The 22,853-nt window shown below is 43.8% G+C and carries 18 protein-coding genes; 4 read left to right on the top strand and 14 right to left on the bottom strand.

From position 1 onward, the window contains the following. Positions 1–45: 45 nt before the first annotated feature. Positions 46–558, top strand: coding sequence for a phosphoribosyltransferase family protein (locus tag SNE26_RS29220; protein ID WP_321557325.1), 513 nt, complete (start codon positions 46–48; stop codon positions 556–558). Between the two features lie 269 nt (positions 559–827). On the opposite strand, the gene SNE26_RS29215 is transcribed toward SNE26_RS29220, so the two are convergent. The 6 genes from SNE26_RS29215 to SNE26_RS29190 all read right to left on the bottom strand — a co-directional run bounded on the left by SNE26_RS29215 (position 828) and on the right by SNE26_RS29190 (position 7,427). Next, positions 828–2,135, bottom strand: coding sequence for an IS110 family transposase (locus SNE26_RS29215; RefSeq protein ID WP_321555135.1), 1,308 nt, complete (start codon positions 2,133–2,135; stop codon positions 828–830). Between the two features lie 340 nt (positions 2,136–2,475). Further along, positions 2,476–2,979, bottom strand: coding sequence for a shikimate kinase (locus SNE26_RS29210; RefSeq protein WP_321557324.1), 504 nt, complete (start codon positions 2,977–2,979; stop codon positions 2,476–2,478). Positions 2,980–2,989: 10 nt separating this feature from the next. Next, positions 2,990–4,048 (bottom strand): ABC transporter permease, encoded by a 1,059-nt coding sequence (locus SNE26_RS29205; protein WP_321557323.1) that lies wholly within the window; start codon positions 4,046–4,048, stop codon positions 2,990–2,992. After that, entirely contained in the window at positions 4,045–5,688 is a 1,644-nt protein-coding gene (locus SNE26_RS29200; protein WP_321557322.1) for an AAA family ATPase, read from the bottom strand. Before SNE26_RS29200 ends, SNE26_RS29205 begins: the two co-directional genes overlap by 4 nt. Before the next feature lie 19 nt (positions 5,689–5,707). Further along, the gene (locus tag SNE26_RS29195) at positions 5,708–6,871 is read right to left on the bottom strand and encodes a BT_3928 family protein (protein ID WP_321557321.1); all 1,164 of its coding nucleotides are present in this window, start codon (positions 6,869–6,871) and stop codon (positions 5,708–5,710) included. A gap of 64 nt (positions 6,872–6,935) precedes the next feature. Continuing rightward, positions 6,936–7,427: a DUF1599 domain-containing protein gene (locus SNE26_RS29190; protein WP_321557320.1), complete on the bottom strand. Its 492-nt coding sequence runs from the start codon at positions 7,425–7,427 to the stop codon at positions 6,936–6,938. A gap of 168 nt (positions 7,428–7,595) precedes the next feature. Here SNE26_RS29190 and folP point away from each other — a divergent pair, with 168 nt between their 5' ends. After that, the gene (gene folP / locus SNE26_RS29185; protein WP_321557319.1) at positions 7,596–8,450 is read left to right on the top strand and encodes a dihydropteroate synthase; all 855 of its coding nucleotides are present in this window, start codon (positions 7,596–7,598) and stop codon (positions 8,448–8,450) included. A 162-nt stretch (positions 8,451–8,612) separates the two neighbouring features. Here folP and SNE26_RS29180 read toward each other — a convergent pair whose 3' ends face one another. The 4 genes from SNE26_RS29180 to recJ form a co-directional block, all read right to left on the bottom strand. Further along, positions 8,613–9,140: a transposase gene (locus SNE26_RS29180; protein ID WP_321557318.1), complete on the bottom strand. Its 528-nt coding sequence runs from the start codon at positions 9,138–9,140 to the stop codon at positions 8,613–8,615. Between the two features lie 196 nt (positions 9,141–9,336). Further along, a complete protein-coding gene (locus SNE26_RS29175) occupies positions 9,337–10,878 on the bottom strand; it encodes a GH3 auxin-responsive promoter family protein (protein ID WP_321557317.1) in 1,542 nt (513 codons plus the stop codon). 7 nt (positions 10,879–10,885) lie between these two features. Continuing rightward, positions 10,886–11,626 (bottom strand): LPS export ABC transporter ATP-binding protein, encoded by a 741-nt coding sequence (gene lptB / locus SNE26_RS29170; protein WP_112652690.1) that lies wholly within the window; start codon positions 11,624–11,626, stop codon positions 10,886–10,888. Positions 11,627–11,770: 144 nt separating this feature from the next. Beyond that, on the bottom strand, positions 11,771–13,474 hold the full coding sequence (gene recJ, locus SNE26_RS29165) for a single-stranded-DNA-specific exonuclease RecJ (RefSeq protein ID WP_321557316.1): 1,704 nt from the start codon (positions 13,472–13,474) through the stop codon (positions 11,771–11,773). An 83-nt stretch (positions 13,475–13,557) separates the two neighbouring features. On the opposite strand from recJ, the gene SNE26_RS29160 reads away from it, so the two are divergent. Next, on the top strand, positions 13,558–14,328 hold the full coding sequence (locus SNE26_RS29160; protein WP_321557315.1) for an MBL fold metallo-hydrolase: 771 nt from the start codon (positions 13,558–13,560) through the stop codon (positions 14,326–14,328). Here the strand turns inward: SNE26_RS29160 and SNE26_RS29155 are convergent. The 3 genes from SNE26_RS29155 to gcvP all read right to left on the bottom strand — a co-directional run bounded on the left by SNE26_RS29155 (position 14,325) and on the right by gcvP (position 18,274). Beyond that, the gene (locus tag SNE26_RS29155) at positions 14,325–14,744 is read right to left on the bottom strand and encodes a response regulator (protein ID WP_321557314.1); all 420 of its coding nucleotides are present in this window, start codon (positions 14,742–14,744) and stop codon (positions 14,325–14,327) included. The genes SNE26_RS29160 and SNE26_RS29155 overlap by 4 nt on opposite strands. A gap of 202 nt (positions 14,745–14,946) precedes the next feature. Continuing rightward, a complete protein-coding gene (locus SNE26_RS29150) occupies positions 14,947–15,321 on the bottom strand; it encodes an antibiotic biosynthesis monooxygenase (protein WP_321557313.1) in 375 nt (124 codons plus the stop codon). Between the two features lie 61 nt (positions 15,322–15,382). Continuing rightward, positions 15,383–18,274 (bottom strand): aminomethyl-transferring glycine dehydrogenase, encoded by a 2,892-nt coding sequence (gcvP, locus tag SNE26_RS29145; RefSeq protein ID WP_321557312.1) that lies wholly within the window; start codon positions 18,272–18,274, stop codon positions 15,383–15,385. A gap of 128 nt (positions 18,275–18,402) precedes the next feature. On the opposite strand from gcvP, the gene SNE26_RS29140 reads away from it, so the two are divergent. After that, complete coding sequence (locus SNE26_RS29140; protein WP_321557311.1) at positions 18,403–21,894, top strand: gliding motility-associated C-terminal domain-containing protein; 3,492 nt, start codon at positions 18,403–18,405, stop codon at positions 21,892–21,894. Between the two features lie 162 nt (positions 21,895–22,056). Here SNE26_RS29140 and SNE26_RS29135 read toward each other — a convergent pair whose 3' ends face one another. Beyond that, positions 22,057–22,788 (bottom strand): pyridoxine 5'-phosphate synthase, encoded by a 732-nt coding sequence (locus SNE26_RS29135; RefSeq protein ID WP_321557310.1) that lies wholly within the window; start codon positions 22,786–22,788, stop codon positions 22,057–22,059. Positions 22,789–22,853 lie beyond the last annotated feature (65 nt).

The following is a 22,853-nucleotide window of genomic DNA, read 5'->3' as shown; positions in this document are numbered from 1 at the left end:
ACTTGTATATTTACCACAGTTTAGCCAACGTTACAACAACACAACATGTCTGAAAAAAAGCTTCTCATATTAAATAAGCAACAGATCCAGCAAAAGCTCGACAGGATGGCCTACCAGATACTTGAGGACAACTTTGACGAGGAAGAAATATTAATAGCCGGGATCCTTCCGCGCGGCAACCACATTGCCGAACGCCTGAAAACCATACTCGACGGAATAGCACCATTTAAAAGCCGCCTGCTTACCATCGAGCTGGAAAAGCAAAGCAGCAGCCTAAGTGCCAATATTGATTTTGAGGTTGAAGAATGCAGCAATAAAGTAGTGATCCTGGTTGATGATGTGCTAAACAGCGGCAAAACCCTTGCTTACGGCTTTGGTGTATTTTTAGACGTTCCGCTGAAAAAACTTCGTACCGCAGTACTGGTAGACCGCAATCACAAAAGTTTCCCCATCACAACTGACTTTGCCGGCGTAGCCCTCTCAACTGTTATTAAGGAACATGTTGATGTAGTGCTTGATGAGGAAGACGGCGAAGAGGATGCCGTTTATTTGAGGTAGGATACATACATAAAACTATGTCATTGCGAGCGATAGCGTGGCAATCGCACGTAAGCAAATCCGCCCTGTACAGCATGCGATTGCTTCGTACCTACAATGACGTGATCGTAAGCTATTGATTATTAAGTGTATTTTTCGATCAATTTTATAACATGGGCGTTCCCGTTAGCTAACGGGCCGGGCTTTCCGTTCCAAGTCCTCGCTTTGCCTACCCACAAAGCTTACCCGCGCTGTGGGCTTTCCTCTACAAATCCTGAGGACACACTTTTTTATGCAGGGACTAATTGCATATTAAACTGTAGTGCCAATTTTTCAAGTTGCTTCCTTTTCTGTTCTTTTAAATGGTTTTGATAGGCCTCTATTCCTTTTTCTACAAACTCACTGCCATTAGTCATTACCCTATAATAATAGCACGCTATCTTTCGCGCTATTGCCTTTATGGCGATAGGACTTCCCCGCCTTGCACGTATTCTCCGACCAAATGCCCCAAGAGCGAGGTGTTTGCTGTTCAATAGACCCTGGGCCAGATTTCTGAATATCAGCCCTGCATTATTTTGACGCTTCATCCGTACCCGTTTATGCATCTTTCCCGAACTCGATTTCATCGGTGCCAGTTTCAACCAGCCACTAAAGTGCTTTTCTGTTGGCCAGGGACTCATATCTGTTCCCACCTCGCTTACGATCTGGAGAAAACTGTAATCGGTTATTCCTGCTATGCCTATCGGGTCTTTGCCTCCTGTCAATTTCAGCAAAGGCTTATGCAGGTTATCTATTTCAGGTTTATGGTAACGAATCGGTTTGCGTTTTACAGCTGTTTCAATATCGTCTTTATCTTTTGACATATCTTTTAACTGACGCTCTATCTCTGCATCGCATTCTTTTATTAAACTATTGTAATAGCAACAGGTGCCATAAGCCTGACGCAAGGCGAACAGATGCTCCTCGCTATAATGCCCCTCCAGTGATTTAATCACCAGATCTCTTTTCTTTTCCAGTATCCGCTCATGACATAATTCTGCCAGCGTAATGGCATCTCTTTCGCCTCCAAGTATGGCTGTTATCATGCGTATTCCGCTCGCTCCGCTGATATCGTTAATCACTTCTGTAAAACGGATATTCATTTGGGTTAGAGCTTTCTGCATCAAGTGAACCTGTGTGGCGGCGGCACGGATATGATCTTGCCGCAAACGGAGGTAACTTCTAACTTTACGCATTTCAATTTCCGGTATAAAACTTTTCCGTAAAAGGCCATAGCCATGCAATTGACGAAGCCACTGACAGTCTTTCACATCGCTTTTTCGACCTGGGACATTTTTTACATCACGCCCATTTACAAGGTAAACTTCTACACCCGCTTCCTCCAAAACTGTGTATAGTGTTATCCAGTAAACACCCGTGGATTCCATCGCTACTGTATTGATACCTAAAGAAAGCAAGTAATCACGGATCGCGTTACAGTCTGCCGTAAAAGTGGGGAAGATACGGATCTGATCTTCGCCTGCGTCTACAAAGAAATTTCTGCTGCCAATATCTATCCCTGCCGCATTGGGATGGACGATCTCAAGTGTTTTTGACATAAGCCTAATGGTTAAATAAATAAGCTTTAAGGCCTGCTGCTTATAAAATTCGATAGCATCCTGCACGGGAATACCGCTCTATAGAACGGCATCACCAATAAACCTTTCAATAAGCAACTGGAACAAGATTCCCTATCAGGTAATTAACACTAATTTGTAGCACTGTTACTTCCTGTAAAGCCTTATCCAAATTTAAGGCATGTCCCTTTATAAACCAACCGGAAACCCGGCCAGACTTCCCTAACGCAGCCCCCGCACACCACCACTAAAATATATTTCACACGTCATCACATTTTTTTTCAGGGTTTCCCTGATGGTTACTCGCAATGACATATTAATATTAATACCCCCCCAAGGCCTCCTCTAGTTTCTCAACCGACATATCTATCCCTTCAACGATGTTACTTGCCTGTAGGTAAAAACCTTCACGCTCCGCCAGTTTGCCGGTGATAAATTCAACCAGTTCATCGCCTTTTTTGCCCTGTAATACCGGGCGTATGGTTTTGCTGTTCTCCAGCCTGTCGGCAAGTGTTTTGGGTGATAGTTTTATATACAGGGTTTTCCCGTTGGCATTCATCCAGTCCATATGGTCAAAAAAGCAGGGTAATCCACCTCCGGTTGATACTACGGTATTTTCAGGATAATCGGTTTCTTTCAACACTTGCGATTCCAGCTTACGGAAGGCATCTTCGCCAAAAGAAGAAAAATATTCGGCAATGCTCATGCCTGCTTTGGCTTCAAGCACATGGTCAAGATCAATAAATTCGTAGCCCAATTTGGCGGCCAGTTTGCGGCCCCAGGTTGTTTTGCCACAACCCATAAAGCCCACCATAAAATATTTCATATAAATTCCTTCAGCTTAATTTTACCCGCGGATCTATCCACACATAAATAACATCCACCAGGATACTGATCACCACAAATATAAACGCGATAAACAATATCGAACCCATCACCACCGGAAAATCCGACATTTCCAGGGCATCAACCGTGGCTTTTCCTAATCCGTTATAACCAAATATATATTCTACAAAAAATGAACCTGCCAGCAACGAAGCAAACCAGTTGGCAATAGCCGTGATCACCGGGTTCATAGCATTTTTAAGCGCGTGACGATATATAATCGTACGGTTGCTCAAACCCTTTGCTTTAGCCGTGCGGATATAATCCTGCCCTAAAACATCGAGCATAGCATTACGGGTAAGCTGCACAATAATAGCCAGCGGCCGTAAACCTAAAGTAATTACAGGCAGCACCAGGTTTTTAAGGGTGATCACTTCGCCCTTAAATGGGTCATAACTGTATAAACTACCCGACATGTTTAAATGCGTATAATTACTAAGCACAAAACCAAAGATCCAGGCAATAATGATCCCTGCAAAAAATGAAGGAGCGGAAATGCCCAATGTAGAAAAACTAATAGCCAGCTTATCAATCCAGGTATCTTTATTTACCGCACTCGCCACACCCAAAAACACGCCTATGATAATAGCGAAGATCATCGCAGCAGCAGCAAGCACCAAAGTATTAGGGATCACTTCCATCAGCAATGAGGCTACATCCTTGCGGGTTTGGTATGAACGCCTCAGGTAAGGCCATTTTAGCGCAAGTACTTTGCTCTTGCTCACCGGTAACAGTTTTACATAGCTATAGCGCTGTTGCTCTTCAGCCGTATTAAGATGGATGCCCAAGGGCGAAAGGTCATTCAGATAATAGGCAAACTGTACCGGTACGGGCTTATCCAGCCCAAACTCTTTGCGTACGGCCTGTAATGATTGCACATCGGCACGCTGCCCTTGGGTCATGCGGGCTGGGTCTACAGGCAAAATATTGAACAGAAAAAACACAACAAAAACTACCCCGAGCATTACTGCCAGTCCATACATTAATTTGCGGAGCAGGTAGGGGATCATTTTGTTAGCGCCTCTTCTATTTGGGTTTTGAACCAGGAAGTTTTTGCTAAATCAATCCGGTTAAGATTCTGCCTTTCTTTTATCTCAGTACCATAATCTTTGGCAGGAAAAACGGTGTAAAAAGTTTCAAAATCATCACTGTCAAACAACCGTAATATAGCCTCGCTGTTTGATCTAAAGGCCCGTCCTCTCGATTCGTTTTCATTTTCCTTATAAAATGGATATCCGCCCCGAGCTCCTGCTATGCCAAGCAAAACCTTATCTCTGACCGATTTCTTTTCGGCTACAATTGATGCTTTATAATTTTCTTTATTAAACTCTTTGTTGCCCTTTTTATAATGCTCCTCAAGGTTATCCGGATGAAAAAGATAATTCTCTATCGAGTAATATTTAAGCAGAAATAAATTACGATAACGACTTAACAAATCTGTCCGTTCTTCATCTGATAGATAATCCCTATCGGCTATGCCATCATATGAGGGGTTGTTCTTTGCCTTATAAAATACATCAGCTTTATCCTTTGCATTAAAGAATATCGTATCATCAATACTCAGATTGTTGTACAAAGGTGTATCTGTATTTTCTGAAAAAATTATTCGTTTCCCTTCAAATAGGTTAGCTAAAAACTCTTTACTGACTGCTATTTCAAATACATCAAAATTCTTTTTGGGAGATGGGTGGATTATTTGCCGCAAATCAAAATTCAAGCTATCCAAATCAATTATTGCGGCATGCTCAGCCTCGTTGGCATATTCTATAAACCCTAAAGAATGGCTGGCTGTCCACAACTGACAATTATCAGGGATCCAGTTCTCTGTAATTTCCTTAAGTAGATTTTTTTGGAGTTGAGTGTTTAAATGAAGATCTATTTCATCTAAAAAATAGATGGTATCCTGAAAATATTCTTTTCTCACAAGTAGATTAAGCAGGATATTGAATATTTCTTTTTCGCCGCCACTCAAAAAATCATAGGGTATTATAGAATTTCCCTTTTCAAATAAAATCTCCGCCGTTTTACCTTCCGACGGCGGTTTAAACGAAACGAGACTTATTTGGGTGCTATCATCAAAACTGAAAATATTTTCAAAAGCTTTGTTAATTGGAGATACATAACTTTCTTTAATTTTCTCGGTTGTCGTATTCTTCCCAAAGACGTCCTCCAATATTAGCAAAGTAATTTTTTCCAGGTCGTTTTCGAAACGATTATCGCGTTCAATAAATATTCTTGGTCTATCCGAATCGGCTGCAAGCGACACCGAATTACTTCCAATATATGTTCTACTTAACTGTGGAACTTGACGGATGCTCGTTCTTCCATAAAAGGCGTTGTCAGGAATTGGGTTTAGATCAACTATAAAAAAATCACTATGAAACGACCCGCCATTATCAAAAAACAAATCGATTTGGTATTTTTTCTTCTTATTTTTCTGATAATACTCTAACCTTGAAGGCTCATCTATTTTAACATCTCTTTTTGCAAGATTATTTGCAACCTCAAACGCATCGAAAACAGATGACTTCCCTGATCCATTAGTTCCTATCAATAACACAAGTTTAGCTGGTTCAGCCAATGATGTCATATCAATGGTTAAATCGTCAAAGCGTTTAAAATTCTTTAATTCCAGCTTGGTAATCTTCATAAAAATAAAAGTAAGGATTTTATTTCTGTAAGTACTCCTTTACTATATCCTCGTATTTAGGCACCGAATGATAATGCCACTTATTAATAACAGTGCCGTTCTTAATCAACAATACACCGGGATTAGAGCGAACCATTGATTTCAGCGGAACACCATCTGCGTAAAAAATCTCGCTGATCAGTTTATGCTCTTTGGCAAACGCTTTGGCATCGGCAGCTGAATTTGAGGTGAGTAGTATAGTACGGATATTATAATTATCGGTAAGATTAACAGCCAGCGCGTTGAGGCGGTTGATAGCATCTTTATCTGTTTCGCTCAAATCGTAGGCAACTATAAACAGGCTATAGAAGGGGCTCGAAAGTAATTCTTTGGTATAGTCATTCCGCTGCTCATCCTGGATAGCCAGGTCGCGGATCTTTGGCTCATAGCCTTTTTTCACCAGGCGGTTTTCCGGGTCGCCAATAACTTCCCAATCCGCATCCTTCCAGATATTACTTTTAAGATATTCCTTATCGTTCATCACTTTGGTAGCGCCTGTCTTTTTGTTTTTGAGGTGATAGGTTAACTCAAACTCATCAAGGGGCGCGCCGGGCGGAACCTTCATTTCATCGGGCAGGTTAGCGCCTATTTTATATGGCAGAAAATCGATAACCGGCGAAAAATTGTAGGTATATACGCCGAAGCCAACCGAAATTACAGCTGCGAATATCAGCCATTTATCGCCAACCTTCGCACTAAACAATGGCTTAATTTCTTTGCGTTTAACAAACAATATCAGCACTACAGCCAGCAAAACCATGTCCTTACTAAACGACTGCCATGGCGTTAAAGGGATAGCATCGCCGAAGCAGCCGCAGGTTTGCACCACTTTAAAAAAGGCCGAGTAAAAGGTTAAAAAGCCAAAAAAGATAATGAGCAGTAACAAGCCCCAGGCAACCTTTACGGCCCTTGCACCAATGAGCAGGGCAAAACCCAGCAGCATTTCAAGCGCACACAGCACAATAGCCATTGTAAGCGCCAGGCCGTTGAGGAATGTGATATGAAATACCTCGAAATACTCCACCAGCTTATAAGAAAAGCCCAGCGGATCATTGGCTTTGATCAGTCCCGAAAACATAAACAACAAGCCCACCAATAAGCGGGGAATCCACATAACGGCACTATTTGATGATGTATTTTTCATAAGCCCCCTCTAAATCTCTTCCACCTGCCGGCGGATGGACTTTAGTTTATAGTTTATTAAAATTTTATTTACCCAAATGGATATTAAGCTTGATCAATGCGAACACCGCATAATTCAGCATGTCCTGGTAGTTGGCTTTCACCCCTTCCGATGCTTCTGTAAGGCCCTTATTATCCTCTATCTGCTTTACGCGGAGCAACTTCATTAATATCAGGTCGGTAAGGGAGCTGATCCGCATATCGCGCCATGCTTCGCCGTAATCATGATTTTTGGCAAACATCAGTTCTTTGGTTTCATTCACCTTCTCGTCAAACATTTGGCTCACATGATCAGGGTTAAGCTCGGTCGACATTTCCGGGCCGCACTCCAGCTGCATCATGGCTATCACACAATAGTTAACAATGCCAATGTATTCGCCGGTGATATCATCGCCCACTTTTGATACTTTCTTTTCTTCCAAAGTACGGATACGCTGAGCTTTGATAAAAATCTGATCGGTAATGGATTGCGGGCGGAGGATACGCCATGCGGTGCCGTAGTCGCGGGTCTTTTTCATGAAAAGGCCTTTACATATATTAATTACGCCTTCGTATTCTGCTGCTGTATTAGTCAAAAGATGATATGTTTGGATGTTGTAAAGTTTAAATGTTACAGGGTTGTGAAGCCTGTGCTTACAAAGTTAATTAACTTTACCACATTCAAACTTTACAACATCCAGTTAACCGTGATAAAAGATACATTTTTCCGTAAAAAAGTTACGCTCAACGCCGGCGGCCAATTGATCGATCTTTCATCGCCAAAAGTGATGGGCATTATCAATATCACACCCGATTCGTTTTTTGCCGATAGCCGCAAACCCGGTGTTGATGAAGCCTTGTTACAAGCACAGAAAATGCTTGCCGATGGGGCAACCTTTCTTGACATCGGCGCTTATTCATCCCGCCCCGGTGCGGTTGATATTTCCGCGCAAGAAGAAACGGATAGGTTGTTGCCTGTTGTTGAGGCCATTGCTACTGCATTTCCCGAAGCTATTATGTCGATAGACACTTTTCGTGCAAATGTTGCTGAAGCGGCTATAAAAGGCGGCGCACATATTATTAATGATATATCGGGCGGGATGCTGGATAGTGACATGTTTACCACAGTTGCCCGGTTAAATGTGCCCTATATACTGATGCATATGAAAGGCACACCGCAAACCATGAACCAGCTGGCCGAATATGATGATGTATTCAGCGAGGTGTTTGATTATTTTGTATCGAAATACAGCGAGTTAAAACGGCTTGGTGTACATGATGTGATCCTCGACCCCGGCTTTGGCTTTGCAAAAAAAGCGGAACATAGTTATGAATTGATGAGCCGGATGAATGAGTTTGATATGTTCGGCTTGCCTGTGCTTACAGGAATTTCGCGCAAAAGAATGATCTATGGTTTGCTGGGAAATACTGCTGCTGAAGCGTTGAATGGTACAACTGTTTTGAATACTATCGCGCTTACAAAGGGTGCCGATATATTGCGTGTGCATGATGTGAAGGAGGCGGTGGAGGCGGTAAGGATTTGGAAGGCTTGTAAAAGTTGAGATTCGGCGGCCGGGAGGCCGCTTGATAGTTTGGCACTCGGCCGTGGCCGAGCACCGGCCTTTTTATTTTATTTTTTTATCAACTTCATGCTGACGCTCGGCTCCTGCCGAGTGTCGACTATTTCGCGGCCTCCCGGCCGCCGCAGCCCGAAGAATTGACAGTTACTCATCAACCTTAAAAACCGAATCAGGGTTAGCGCTGCTATATACATAAGCCGTTGGATCGTTAACGAACATAGCTTCAACCGGATTATCATGAATATAATCTACCTTCTGGTCAAATACTTTCGCGGTTATCAGTTCCGTTGGATGAGTTGTCTTTTGCCAAAACTGGTATTCGCTATTTTGTTGTGTTACATTCGCAAAATAACGAAACATGTGAAGCAGCCATTCCTTTCTGCTTTCTGTATAACTATCGGTTATCATTGCGATGATCCGCTTAGCAGTATAACTCTTCAGGTCTCTTATAATTTGTGGCAGTTTTGATTCCTCAGATTCAACAATCAAATGAATATGACTGCTCATTATGCAGTAGGCATATACTTTTAAACCCTTATTTTTTCTGCAAAACTCCAGGTTGTCTAAAAATTCCTCGCAATATTCCGATCTGATAAAAACATCTATCCAGCCAACTACTGTAAGAGTTACAAAAAACGGACGATCTGTATTGGCTTTTCTAAACTCTGACATTGTTTTTAGGTTAGCTTGGGCTTCGGCGGCCAGAGGCCGCTTGATAGTCGACACTCGGCTGGGGCCAAGCGTCAGCGTTTTTTTTTATTATATACTTTTTTATTATTCCGCCACCGCTCGGCTCCTGCCGAGTGGTAACTATCCCCAGGCCTCCGGCCTGCTACCCTCTATAACAACTTTATATTTTTCTTGCTTCTTAATTCTTAAAGTCTTGATTCTGAAAAGCCCCCTCCATCATCTTCAAAATAGCATCCACATATTCCCGGTCATTAGCCAATCTTGGCACTTTATGCTGACCGCCTAATTTTCCTTTTTCCCTCATCCAGTTAAAGAAAGTACCATCGGGTGCGCGGCGTACTATCGGGCGGCGAAGGGCCAGGTCTTTAAAACGCTTGGCATCATAGTCGGAGTTGATGCGGCGCAGGGTTTCATCCAACAGGTCAACAAAACGTTCAAACTCGGCAGGTTTTTGTTCAAACTCAATGATCCATTCATGGGCGCCGCACTCATCGCCGTTAAAATAAACAGGGGCTGCCGTGTATTCCCTGATAATAGCGCCGGTTTGCGAGCAGGCCTCATCCAATGCACGTTCGGCATTATCAATGATCACCTCTTCGCCAAAAGCATTGATAAAATGTTTTGTACGACCCGTAATCTGGATCCGGAACGGCGAAAGCGATGAAAACTTAATAGTATCCCCTATCATGTAGCGCCACAAACCGGCATTGGTTGATATGATGAGCGCATAGTTTTTATTTAGCTCCACCTCATCAAGGGTAAGCGTTTCAGGGTTTTCATCGTGCAGGTTTTCGAGCGGTAAAAACTCGTAAAAAACACCGTAATCAAGCATCAGCAACATATCGCCGGGCTCTTTGGTATCCTGTATGCCGAAGAAGCCTTCGGAGGCGTTATAATTTTCGAGGTAGTACATATCCTCGTGTGGGATTAGCTTTTTAAATTGCTCGCGGTAAGGTGTAAAATTCACCGCGCCATGGAAATACATTTCCAGGTTGGGCCATATTTCAAGCAGGTTATTTTTGCCCGTGATCTCCAAAATGCGTTTAAACAGCACCAGGTTCCAGGTGGGTACGCCGCTGATACTGGTAACATTAACATCCTTGGTAGCATGGGCTATCTTCTCAATCTTTTCCTCAAAATTTTCGAGCAAAGCAATATCCAGGTGCGGTGTACGGTGAAACTCGGCCCACATGGGCAGGTTTTTCATGATCACCGCCGAAAGATCCCCAAAGGAGGTATCCGGACTTAACTGACTGATCTGGTGACTGCCCCCAAGCGTCAGGATCTTCCCCGTAAACATACGGGGGTTAGGCTGGTTATTGAAATAAATGGTAAGCAGGTCCTTACCGCCTTTAAAGTGGCATTCTTCCAATGCTTCCTCACTTACCGGGATAAATTTGCTCCTGTCGCTGGTAGTGCCCGATGATTTGGCAAACCAGCGGATCTCCGACGGCCACAGCACATTTTTTTCGCCTTTGAGCATCCGCTCTATGTAAGGCTTCAGCGTATCATAGTTTTGTATCGGTACCCGTTCCTTAAACTGGTTCAGGTTTTCGATACTTTTATATTGGTATTTTTTACCCCACTCTGTATTTTCGGCAACCGATACCAGTTGCTCAAACCATTCTTCCTGCACTTCATTAGGGTACTTCATAAAAAGCTCTATCTGGTGGATACGCTTCTTCATGAACCAGGTAAATACGGAGTTAAAGAGGGTCATAGGGTTATTATTGAGGAAAAACCTTTCTTTTCAGCACAAAGTTTGCCCCAAGATACACTTTCCTCACCATTTCATTCTCGGCTAATACTTCGGGTACACCTGATTCTAATATTTTACCTTCAAAAAGCAGGTACGCTCTATCCGTGATCGACAGCGTTTCCTGCACGTTGTGGTCGGTTATTAATATGCCGATGTTGCGGGTACGTAATTTTGCAACCATCGCCTGGATCTCCTCTACCGCAATCGGGTCAACCCCGGCAAAGGGCTCATCAAGCAGGATAAAGTTTGGCTCGGCAGCAAGCGCGCGGGCAATTTCTGTACGGCGGCGCTCACCGCCCGATAGCAGGTCACCCCGGTTTTTACGCACTTTATGCAAACTGAACTCATCTATCAGTTCTTCCAGCTTATCTTTTTGTTTGTCTTTTGACATATCGCCCATTTCCAGCACGGCTTTGATATTATCCTCAACCGAGAGTTTGCGGAATACCGAGGCTTCCTGAGCAAGATAGCCAATGCCTTTTTGCGCACGGCGGTACATGGGGTCCTGGGTTATATTTTCATCATCCAGGTGGATAGTGCCTTCATTAGGTTTTATCAAACCTACTATCATATAAAACGATGTGGTTTTGCCGGCACCATTCGGTCCAAGCAAACCAACTATTTCGCCCTGCGCTACATCAAACGATACATCGTTTACAACGGTACGCTGCTTGTATTTCTTAACTAAATTATCTGCTCTTAGTATCATTATATGTCTGAACCATGATTTTTGGGATTCATGGATTACCCTGATATTTAACCGTTGATAGCTTTTTGATTTCGCTGATTCCGTTGATTAAGACTTACGGCTATGAACCATGATCCATCAACTATGAACCTAACTCACCAACCTCTAATCACTAAACCTTATCCCCTTCACATTCAACTGTATCGTTCTTCTTTCGCGCCAAACATTTTCTTCTATAGAATAGCACATTTCAAACGGGGCACCCGGCCGTAATTGTTCCAGGTACTGCCCGTGGTTAAAGGCTATGCAATCAAACGCCGCCGACCCTTCCTGCATTACGCTCATTTTAATATGCGAGCCGCCTACCAAACCGGCGTTACCACTAACATACACATTTTTACTTATGAAAACAGGCGCCATATTTTCGGGCCCGAAGGGAGCAAACTGATTCAGGATCCTGAAAAATTTTGGTTCTATCTGGCTTAAACGTAATTCGGCGTCAATTTGTATTTGCTGTATCAATTGTTCGGGTTTTATGGTAGCGCTTACCACCTCTTCAAACCTTTCAATAAAAGCCTCGAGGTTTTCGGGAGCCATGGTGAGGCCGGCAGCATACTTATGCCCTCCAAACTGGATCAGCAGATCTTTACAGCCACAAAGCGCTTCATACAGATCATACCCCAAAACAGAACGTGCCGAACCGGCCACATGCCCGTTTGAGCGGGTAAGCACAATAGTTGGGCGGTAGTATTTTTCGGTTAACCGCGATGCTACAATACCTATCACCCCCTTATGCCAGTTCTCATTAAATAACACGGTCGATTTACGCGCTACCAGTACGGCATCATTGTCAATCATTCCCAAAGCCTCATCGGTAATGCTCAGGTCATGCCCTTTACGTTCGGTGTTTCGCACATTGATCATCAGGCCTTTTTCTTTGGCGATGTCAACATTGGTAGCGATCAGGAGTTCAACCGCGTGTTTTGCATCATCAATACGCCCCGCTGCATTAATACGCGGACCAAGCAAAAACACCACATCCGATATGGTGTAAGGCCCTGTACGGCCTGCTATCTCCATTAAAGCTTTAACGCCGGTACACGGATCGGTATTTATTTTTTGCAGGCCGAAGTGTGCCAGCACCCGGTTTTCGCCGGTAATGTGGACAATATCGCATGAAATGCTGATCACCACCAGGTCAAGGTAACAATTCACTTCCTCAACCGGGATGTTATTCTTATCTGCATAAGCCTGGATCAGCTTAAAACCTATGCCACAGCCTGAAAGTTCTTTATATGGATATTCACAATCTTCGCGCTTGGGGTCAAGTACCGCCACCGCAGCCGGAATTGATGCTCCGGGCAGGTGGTGATCGCAGATAATAAAGTCGATCCCCTTTTCGTTGGCATAGTCAATTTTATCAATTGATTTAATGCCGCAGTCGAGCGCAATAATCAGGGTAATACCGTGGTCGGCAGCATAATCAATTCCCTGTGTGGAAATACCGTAGCCCTCTTTATAACGGTCGGGAATGTAGTAATCGATGTTGGGGTAAATTTTCTTGAAGAAACTGTAGGTTAGCGCGACAGCAGTAGTACCATCTACATCATAATCGCCATAGATCATGATCTTTTCGCCCGCCGCCATGGCCTGCTCAATACGGAGGATGGCCTTTTCCATATCCTTCATCAGGAATGGGTCATGCAGGTGCCGGTGATCGGGCCTGAAAAAGTAGCGGGCATCTTCAAAAGTGGTAATACCGCGCTGCACAAGCATAGCGCTTAATACGGTATCAATGTTGAGTTCGGCGGCTAATTTTATTACATCATCATGGTTTGTATTATCCTTTAGCGCCCAACGTTTATTCATATCTTTGCAGCTTGAAACAGTAAATATACTTATGCTCTGTTAAAGGGGCAAAGGTACATTCAAAATCTGATACTACGTTTACTATGGAATTTTTTGCTTTAGGTGAGGGCTCATATTCGGTTGATGCAACCAAGAAATTTATCCCGTTCAACCCCGAAACCGATAACCCCAAAGATCGCCCGGCTTCGTTGTTCATCCACGTTAACCCCTTCCTCATCAAAACAAAAACCGATCTGATAGTATTAGATACCGGCCTTGGTTTTAAAGATACCCGCGACGAGCTTATGCTGCATCAAAACATCCGCAATGCAGGTTTCGATCCGGATGATGTTACACTGGTGATGATGTCGCACCTGCATTATGACCACTCAGGTGGTTTGGTAGTTGAACGTAATGGTAAATTGGTACCCAGTTTTCCGCAGGCCGAACATGTGATCAATAAACAGGAATGGGAATTTGGTATCAGCGGTAAAGGCTCATCATACCATGTTGAAATTTTTGAGGCTTTGCAGGCAAGCGCAAAAATCACCTTTATTGAAGGTAACGGCGAGTTTAAGCCGGGCATCAGGTATGAGCATTCGGGCGGTCATTGCCCGGCGCACCAGGTATTTTGGTTTGATTTAGAGGGCGAAAAAGTATTTTTTGGCGGCGATGAGCTTCCGGAGCCAGAGCAACTGTTGAGAAAATTCATAGCCAAATACGATATGGACGGCCGCAAAGCTATGATGCTGCGCGAAGAATATGGTAAAAAAGCCGCTGCCGAAGGATGGAAATGCCTTTTTTATCATTCCAAATCATTTGCTATCGGAACGGTTGAAACAGAAGGAGATCATTTTAAAGTTAAGCCTGTTTAGTTTTCAGCAGCTACTTCAAAAAGTTCCTTTATTTTTTCAACGTTAAGGGGCTTGGAAATAAAATCTTTCACCAACGGATATGAACGCGCTTTGTTGATATCGTTGCTAAAAACAGATGATGAAATAATATATATCTTGCTTTTGCCCAGGGGATCAAGGTTGAGACGCTTATACTCGTCCAAAAATTCCCAGCCATTCATAATGGGCATATTGATATCAAGCAAAATATAATCGGGTAGTTTATCAGGATCTTTTCTCTGGATATCGGAAAGTTGCTCAATAGCATATTTTCCGTTCAGGCAGGCCATAATTTCTGTATTAAGTAGAGCTTTCTTTATCAGTTTTATAGAGATAAAGTTATTTATCTCATCATCATCAACCAGTAATACACTTATAGCTTTATTGTTAATGTTCATATCTATATTTTAAGCGCGTTGTTTTATACGAGACCACGATTCAAAAGGTTATATTCCTTATAGTTGTAAATTATAAAGAGCAATATATCACACAAATACATTTAAATAACTCCGCTACAGGGCACTTTATTTGATTGGAGGAATTAAATAAAGTTCAAAAAGCAATAAATCCCGGGTAGAAACTTAGCTCTTGATATGTGATTTAAAAGGTATAATCATGTTCCACCCGGCAAATGCGCACTTTATAATTCAGGTACCATTTATCGCGCCCCTGCTGCTGCGCAAACAGGTGCCGGGCATTAGCTTTCCAATTCTTAATAGCTTCTACCGACTGCCAATAAGACACTGTTATTCCGACATTGTTACGCGCCGATTCAACACCCAAAAAACCTTCCTGCTGCCGGGCCAGTGCTTCCATCTCAACGGCCATATCACCGTAACCATCATCGCCAGGTGTGCGTACGGAGGTAAATATTACAGCGTAGTAAGGGGTTGGAGGTGTTTGGGCTATAAGCCCCTCCAAATCTCCACTAAAGGGAGAGACTTTTGAATGGCCTTCGGGATTAGCTGAACTCATAATATATAACTTGTGTAAAAAATAAAAACCCTCCTGGTTTAGGGGAGGGTTGATTTAAAACTTATTCAATTACGCTTTCTTCAAACTCATACTCTTCAGGCGGAGGGCATGAACAGATCAGCGTTCTGTCGCCATAAGTGTCATTAACCCTGCCTACTGAAGGCCAGAATTTATTGGCAGCTACATAAGGCAGCGGGAATGCAGCTTTTTGGCGGGTATAAGGATGCTCCCACTCGTTGCCGGTAATTACGGCTACGGTATGAGGTGCATTTTTTAACGGATTGTTTATCTTATCAGACAGGCCGTCCACCACATCGGCAATTTCATGACGGATAGAGATCATGGCATCGCAGAAACGGTCAAGCTCATGTTTTGGCTCAGATTCGGTTGGCTCAACCATCACTGTACCCGCAACCGGGAACGAAACAGTTGGCGCATGGAAACCATAATCCATTAAACGTTTGGCGATATCAGTAACCTCGATACCTGCCGATTTAAATGAGCGGCAGTCCAGGATCATTTCATGCGCACAACGACCATTTGCACCAGCATATAATACAGGATAATGTTCCTGCAACCTTGCTTTAATATAATTAGCGTTCAGGATAGCATAACGGGTGGCATTAGTCAAGCCTTCGGCACCCATCATCGCTATGTAAGCGTGTGATATGATGAGGATAGAAGCCGAGCCCCATGGCGCTGCCGAAACAGCATGGATTGATTTGCCCCTGTCGATATCAACTACAGCATGGCCTGGCAGATAAGGCACCAAATGTTTTGCAACACCGATTGGCCCCATGCCGGGGCCGCCGCCGCCGTGAGGGATACAGAATGTTTTATGCAGGTTGAGGTGACAAACATCGGCACCGATATTGGCCGGGCTGGTTAAACCTACCTGTGCGTTCATGTTAGCGCCATCCATGTAAACCTGGCCGCCATTTTCATGAATGATCTCACAAATTTCGATAATGCTTTCTTCAAATACGCCGTGAGTTGATGGGTAAGTAACCATCAAACAGGAAAGCTCATTTTTATATTGTTCGGCCTTGGCACGCATATCGGCAACATCAATGTTTCCGTTATCATCGCACTTAACCACCACTATCTTCATGCCGGCCATAGCTGCCGATGCAGGGTTGGTGCCGTGCGCCGATGAAGGGATCAAAGCAATGTTACGGTGGCTATCGCCCCTGTCTTGATGATAGGCGCGGATCACCATTAAACCGGCGTATTCGCCTTGAGCACCGGCGTTTGGCTGCAGGCTCATGGCTGCAAAACCGGTAATTTCGCTTAGCCAATTGTTGATCTCATCAAACAGCTGCATGTAACCGCCAACCTGGTCGGTTGGGGCAAACGGGTGGATTTTACTAAACTCGGCCCAGGTAACCGGTACCATTTCGGTAGTAGCGTTCAGTTTCATGGTACATGAGCCCAAAGCTATCATAGAGTGACACAGCGAAAGGTCTTTTGCCTCCAATGATTTAATATAACGCAACATTTCATGTTCAGACCGGTGGGTATTGAACAGGCTGTGCGTTAAATATGCCGAAGTACGCTGAAGCTCTGCCGGAATAACAGTTTCGAGGCTTGCATTAACGCCATCGAAATCAACATCATTAAAGGTTTTCCCTTTAACTTTAGCAAAGAACCTTACAATGGTTTTAATATCTTCAACCGAAGTTGTTTCATCAATCGCTATCGTAACTACCGAACCTTCATAATTAAGGTTCATTTCGTTATTTAATGCCTCCGAATGGATAGGGCCAACCAGGTTACCTACGTCAAACTTAACGGTATCAAAGTAAGCTTCGTTTAGCTGCTCATAGCCAAGCTGCCCTAAGGTTTTGGCTAATAATACCGCTAAACCATGAATGCGCTCTGCAATAAGCTTGATGCCATCCGGGCCATGATATACGGCGTACATACCGGCCATAATAGCTAATAGCGCCTGTGCGGTACAGATATTTGATGTAGCCTTATCACGGCGGATATGCTGCTCGCGGGTTTGCAGGGCCATACGCAGGGCGTAGTTGTTGGCGCTGTCGATAGTAACACCGATGATCCGGCCCGGGATAGAACGTTTATATTCTTCTTTAGTAGCAAAGAAAGCAGCATGCGGGCCGCCAAAGCCCATCGGTACACCAAAACGCTGGGATGAACCAACCACGATATCGGCGCCCCATTCGCCCGGGGGCGTTAACAGGGCAAGGCTCATGATATCGGCAACAACGGTAAGTTTAATGCCTTTTTCGTGTCCTTTTGCGGCAAAGTCGGCGTAGTTATAAACGGCACCGTCGCCGGCTGGATATTGTACAATGGCGCCAAACATATCGTCGGTTAATTCAACGGTACGGTGGTCGCCTATTCTCAGCTCAATACCATAAGGCTCTGAGCGGGTTTTTAAGATATCAATAGTTTGCGGAAACACTTCCTCCGAAACGAAGAAAACGTTGGCATTGCTGTTTTTACGCAGGCTGTATTGCATAAACATCGCTTCGGCTGCGGCTGTACCTTCGTCGAGCAAGGATGCGTTGGCAATCTCCATACCGGTAAGGTCAATAACCATGGTTTGGAAATTTAGCAAAGCCTGCAGGCGGCCCTGTGCAATTTCGGCCTGGTATGGGGTATATTGCGTGTACCATCCCGGGTTTTCAAGAATGTTGCGCTGAATAACGCCCGGTACAATTACATCATAGTAGCCTTTACCGATAAAAGACTTAAAAACTTTGTTTTTTGAAGCCGTTTGTTTCAAGGTGTTCAGGTAATCGAACTCGCTTTTTGCCGCGGGCAGGTTAAGCGGTTTGGTAAGCCTGATCTTTTGCGGTATGGTTTGCCCTATTAATTCATCAAGTGAGTTTACACCGATGGTTTTTAACATTTTGGCCGTGTCGGCCGCACTTGGAGCAATGTGCCTCGACTGAAACTGCTCCTGATAGGTTGTATTCAACTTCATGAATTAATCGTCCCTCTTAAATTTACCGCAAAGGTACGATTTTGCAACATGAGTAACAATTAGCTAATATGATATTGACAGTGTATTTACAGGAAAAAAATGTATTTTGCAGCTGATTACCTAAATCAATGTTTATTAATAAATTATCACTTTTAGTACTACTAATATCGATCTTGTTTTGCAATGTGGCCTTAGGTGCTACATTTACAGTAACCAGCAATGCCGATACCGGCCCTGGAACCCTGCGTGAGGCTTTAACAAACGCCGCGGCCAATGGCACCGCAACGCCTGACATCATTCAGTTTAAATTACCGGGAACACTTGTATCTGACCGAACCATCAGGTTGAAAAGCCAGTTGCCTGCAGTAACTTCAAATTTAGTAATTGATGGTACAAGTCAGCCCGGTATAGCCTTCGGCGTATCTGATGCAAGGGTTATTATCGAACCTGAGACTTCCCCAGCCTACTTTAACTGCCTTTTCATTAACGGTGATATTAACAGCGGCGGGGTAACTGCAAAAAGCATCGGGATTTATGGATTATATATCCGCAATTTTGCCCGCGTTACCAGCTTTGCCAATCCCGATCTTGGGCAGGGATCAGGCATTGTGATCCAGGGCGATGCTTCGGCTATTATAATAGGCGCGCCGGGTAAAGGCAATGTAATATGCGGCAACATCAACGGCATTGTTAACAACTCTTATTATTATAGTACCGGGCTTGCCGACATTCTCATTCAAAGCAATATCATAGGTTTATTGGATGATGGTTATACCGCCGCAAGCAATATCAACGGTGTTAGCCTGGTATTGAGTAAAACAGCAACTATAGGCGGTACAAACGCTAACATGGGCAATATTATATCGGCCAACGTTACTAACATTAATATCATTCGCGGATATAATTTCAATGTTACCCCAAGCGTTGTTGACATTCAAAACAATAAAATAGGTACGGATTATACCGGGAAAAAAGATTTTAAAAACATCCTGCTGTTTCAGCAGAGCGCCTTTATCAAAGCATACGGCATTAATGTAACCACCGATTATACCACCGTGAACATCAATGCCAATATTATTTCCGGGCAGCGTTATTGCGGCATTTATATTGAACGGGCCACATTCAATATCACCGGCAACAAAATTGGTACAGATATCACTGGTACCGCCAACCTCGGGAATGGCGAAGGCATCAGGGCCGGCGAGAGCTCATCGGGTACCATTGGCGGCCCGCTCGCTACCGATAAAAATTACATTGGCTATAATCAGTACGGCATCGAAGCCCTTAACAGTGCTCATACATTAATAACCCGCAACAGCATTTTTTGCAACAGCGACTATGGCATAAGTGCCATCAGTAATTATTATACGGTTCCGTTTGTACAGGTACTTAATTTTGGCAGCACAGCGGTATCGGGTATAGCGACGCCAAACTCGGCCATCGAGCTTTTCTTTTCGGACGATTGCGGAACGATATGCCAGGGTAAAACCTATATTACTACCGTACAGGCTGACGGGAGCGGTAAGTGGTCTTACTCGGGGGCTATCAGCAAGGCTGTGATAGCCACGGCTACCGATGCCAATAAAAACACCTCCCCGTTTTCATCCTTAGTGATTAGGGAAAGTGACATTGTAATAAAAAATTACACCTGTGCGTACCAGGGCAGCATTGCCATACAGCAAAACCGGAGCGGCCTGTTATATCATTGGGATAAAAAGGAGCAAAACGGCAGCCTTACATCGGTTGGTGATGGCCAGAGTATCAAAAACCTTTTACCAGGCACTTACCAGTTAACAGCACAATATCCTGGCGGCTGCCAAAAAGTTACGCAGCTTTTTGAGGTAAAAGATTCAAGGATCAAAATACAGAATGTAATTGTGCCGGTACCGGAATGCCGCCAGAAACAATTTCCGTTTGATGTGAACTTTACAGGAGGTACAGGTAATATCACTTTCGCGTGGAAAGATAAGAATGGCAACATTGCAGCAACAACCAAGTCGGCTTCTTTACCCGAAGGCACGTACACCGTAACCATTTATGACGAGGCCAGCTGTGCTGTAACCTCAAGCCCGGCTGTAACTATTAAAGCCAAACCAGGTCCTGATTATGACCTTTCAACCATGGCGGTAAAGCCTGCCCGATGCGGGGTGGCCGACGGGAGCATAAAAAACATTACAACTATAGTAGGTATTGGTACACTTACCTACAAATGGCTTGATGCTGCGGGCAAAACCGTTAGTACTTCAAAAGATCTGACAGGCGTGAGAGGCGGTACCTATACCCTCGTACTGATGGATCAAAGTGAGTGCAGCCCATATTCCACCCCGCCGATATATATTTCGGAAACAAATTCGGTAATAATTTATGACGGCTTTATTACTCCGGCTAAATGTGGTGAAAATAATGGTTCGATAACCGGTGTTGGATATCAAAATGCAAATCAATTGCAATGGTACGATCCGCAAGGTAATCCGATACCTACCAACCCGGCAAACCTGGATATATTTAACCTCGCCGATGGCACATACCGGCTGAACGCGTTAAATACTAACACACAATGCAGTAATGATAAATATTTTATTGTTAACCGTTTGGCACCAGAGGTATTTACCATTAAAAATCTTATTAACACACCTACTACCTGCGGGCTCAACAATGGCAGTCTGCATATTGATTTTGAGGGAACTATAAAGCCAGGTTCTTATCAATGGGTTGATGCAGCCGGCACAACACTAAGTTACGGTACTGATGTTCCAAACGCCGCCCCCGGTTCATATACGCTTCATGTAACTGATAAAAATGGATGTGCTTCTGTGCTCGGTACCTGGGCAATACAGGCAACCCCTTTGTTACAATTTTCGGCAAATAATGCCCCGGTAGCCAAAACAGATGAGTGCGATCAGCTATTGGGCAGCATCACAGGCATTGATGTTTCCGGCGGTGTGCCTCCATATAAATTTATCTGGACGGACGCCACGGGCAATACCGTGGGGAACGATAAAGATTTAATAAATGTTGGCAAAGGAACTTATTCATTGACAGTTACAGATAACACTACCTGTGCAATACCGTTGCCATACACCAAGGAGATAGGCAACCAAAAATTTATTCCCGACGCACCGGTATTAAACGACCAAAGGATCTGCCTGCCCGGAAAAGTGGGCCTGTCTGTTTTAAACAAAACTCCAGGCATGTATAACTTATATGCCGAGGCTACATCAACAACGCCGCTTCAAACCAGCAATACCGGTAATTTTGAAGTATTAACAACCGAAACCAGCGATTATTATATCTCATACAGCATAGGGTCATGCGAAAGCCCGCGCACCAAAACACATATTGAAGTTGTATTGGTCGACGTAAGATTCCCCAATACCATAACCCCTAACGGTGATGGTATAAATGATTACTGGAAGATAGAAGGCCTTGAAAAATTCCCAGGCACCTTAGTTCAGATCTTTAACCGTTACGGAAAAAAGGTATTCGAGTCAAGAGAGTACGCCACGCCATTTTCCGGGCAGTTGAATGGCTGGCTGCTGCCTTCCGGGGTGTATTATTATATCATTAACCTCAATACACCTTGTAAATTACTATCGGGCAACCTTACATTGATCAGGTAGTTTTTAATAGCCCGCTGCTTCTAATTGTAACAGGCTATTATATTATTAAAAAAAGGATATGCTCATCCTTTCAATGGTACGCAAAACGGACGTGAATTGCCAGGCGGCAACTATTATTATATCATTAATCTAAGCTCCGGTTGTGGCTTATTATCAGGCAGTTTAAGCATTATCCGTTAGCGATAATTGCCTTAGGTACATTTGTATTGTGTTTTCCAGACCATAATACAAGGCATCGCTTACCAATGCATGGCCAATACTTACTTCCAGCAGGCCCGGTATATTTTCGGCAAAATATTTCAGGTTATGCAAATCAAGATCATGCCCGGCATTAATGCCTAAACCGGCTTGCTGTGCGGCTTTTGCAGCCTCAATGTAAGGAGCAATAGCTAATTCTCTGCCCTGGTGATAATGGGTGGCGTAACCTTCGGTATAAAGCTCAATACGGTCGGTACCGGTTTTAGCGGCGCCTTCAATCATTTCGGGCAGCGGGTCAACAAAAATAGAAACCCGGATCCCGGTGTTTTTAAATACTGCTATCATATCCTTTAAATAATGATAGTTGGTGATGGTATCCCAGCCATGATTTGAGGTGATCTGGCCCAACACATCGGGCACCAGGGTAACCTGTTCGGGCTTGTTAGCCAGCACCAGGTCAATAAATTTTTGTTCCTGGCAATTACCTTCAATATTAAATTCGGTGGTAACAATTTTTTTGAGCTCAAACACATCATTATAGCGAATGTGGCGCTCATCGGGACGCGGGTGCACGGTGATTCCCTGTGCGCCAAAACGTTCACAATCTTTAGCAACCTGGATCAGGTCGGGGTTATTACCACCGCGCGAATTACGCAAAGTGGCTATTTTGTTGATATTGACAGATAGACGGGTCATATTTCAAAGTTATATATCATTTAGATAAAATGCCCGATATATTTAACTTTAGGCTATGTTTTTAA

The organism is Mucilaginibacter sp. cycad4 (assembly GCF_034263275.1).
Classification (GTDB): domain Bacteria; phylum Bacteroidota; class Bacteroidia; order Sphingobacteriales; family Sphingobacteriaceae; genus Mucilaginibacter.
Note: the sequence above shows the minus strand (reverse complement) of the source record. Positions and strands in the feature narration are given on the sequence as shown.

Excerpts from the sequence above, each read along its gene's own strand:
- SNE26_RS29220 (WP_321557325.1), top strand. The coding sequence starts at position 46 with ATGTCTGAAAAAAAGCTTCTCATATTAAATAAGCAACAGATCCAGCAA.
- SNE26_RS29215 (WP_321555135.1), bottom strand. The coding sequence starts at position 2,135 with ATGTCAAAAACACTTGAGATCGTCCATCCCAATGCGGCAGGGATAGAT.
- SNE26_RS29210 (WP_321557324.1), bottom strand. The coding sequence starts at position 2,979 with ATGAAATATTTTATGGTGGGCTTTATGGGTTGTGGCAAAACAACCTGG.
- SNE26_RS29205 (WP_321557323.1), bottom strand. The coding sequence starts at position 4,048 with ATGATCCCCTACCTGCTCCGCAAATTAATGTATGGACTGGCAGTAATG.
- SNE26_RS29200 (WP_321557322.1), bottom strand. The coding sequence starts at position 5,688 with ATGAAGATTACCAAGCTGGAATTAAAGAATTTTAAACGCTTTGACGAT.
- SNE26_RS29195 (WP_321557321.1), bottom strand. The coding sequence starts at position 6,871 with ATGAAAAATACATCATCAAATAGTGCCGTTATGTGGATTCCCCGCTTA.
- SNE26_RS29190 (WP_321557320.1), bottom strand. The coding sequence starts at position 7,427 with ATGAAAAAGACCCGCGACTACGGCACCGCATGGCGTATCCTCCGCCCG.
- SNE26_RS29180 (WP_321557318.1), bottom strand. The coding sequence starts at position 9,140 with ATGTCAGAGTTTAGAAAAGCCAATACAGATCGTCCGTTTTTTGTAACT.
- SNE26_RS29175 (WP_321557317.1), bottom strand. The coding sequence starts at position 10,878 with ATGACCCTCTTTAACTCCGTATTTACCTGGTTCATGAAGAAGCGTATC.
- lptB (WP_112652690.1), bottom strand. The coding sequence starts at position 11,626 with ATGATACTAAGAGCAGATAATTTAGTTAAGAAATACAAGCAGCGTACC.
- recJ (WP_321557316.1), bottom strand. The coding sequence starts at position 13,474 with ATGAATAAACGTTGGGCGCTAAAGGATAATACAAACCATGATGATGTA.
- SNE26_RS29160 (WP_321557315.1), top strand. The coding sequence starts at position 13,558 with ATGGAATTTTTTGCTTTAGGTGAGGGCTCATATTCGGTTGATGCAACC.
- SNE26_RS29155 (WP_321557314.1), bottom strand. The coding sequence starts at position 14,744 with ATGAACATTAACAATAAAGCTATAAGTGTATTACTGGTTGATGATGAT.
- SNE26_RS29150 (WP_321557313.1), bottom strand. The coding sequence starts at position 15,321 with ATGAGTTCAGCTAATCCCGAAGGCCATTCAAAAGTCTCTCCCTTTAGT.
- gcvP (WP_321557312.1), bottom strand. The coding sequence starts at position 18,274 with ATGAAGTTGAATACAACCTATCAGGAGCAGTTTCAGTCGAGGCACATT.
- SNE26_RS29140 (WP_321557311.1), top strand. The coding sequence starts at position 18,403 with ATGTTTATTAATAAATTATCACTTTTAGTACTACTAATATCGATCTTG.
- SNE26_RS29135 (WP_321557310.1), bottom strand. The coding sequence starts at position 22,788 with ATGACCCGTCTATCTGTCAATATCAACAAAATAGCCACTTTGCGTAAT.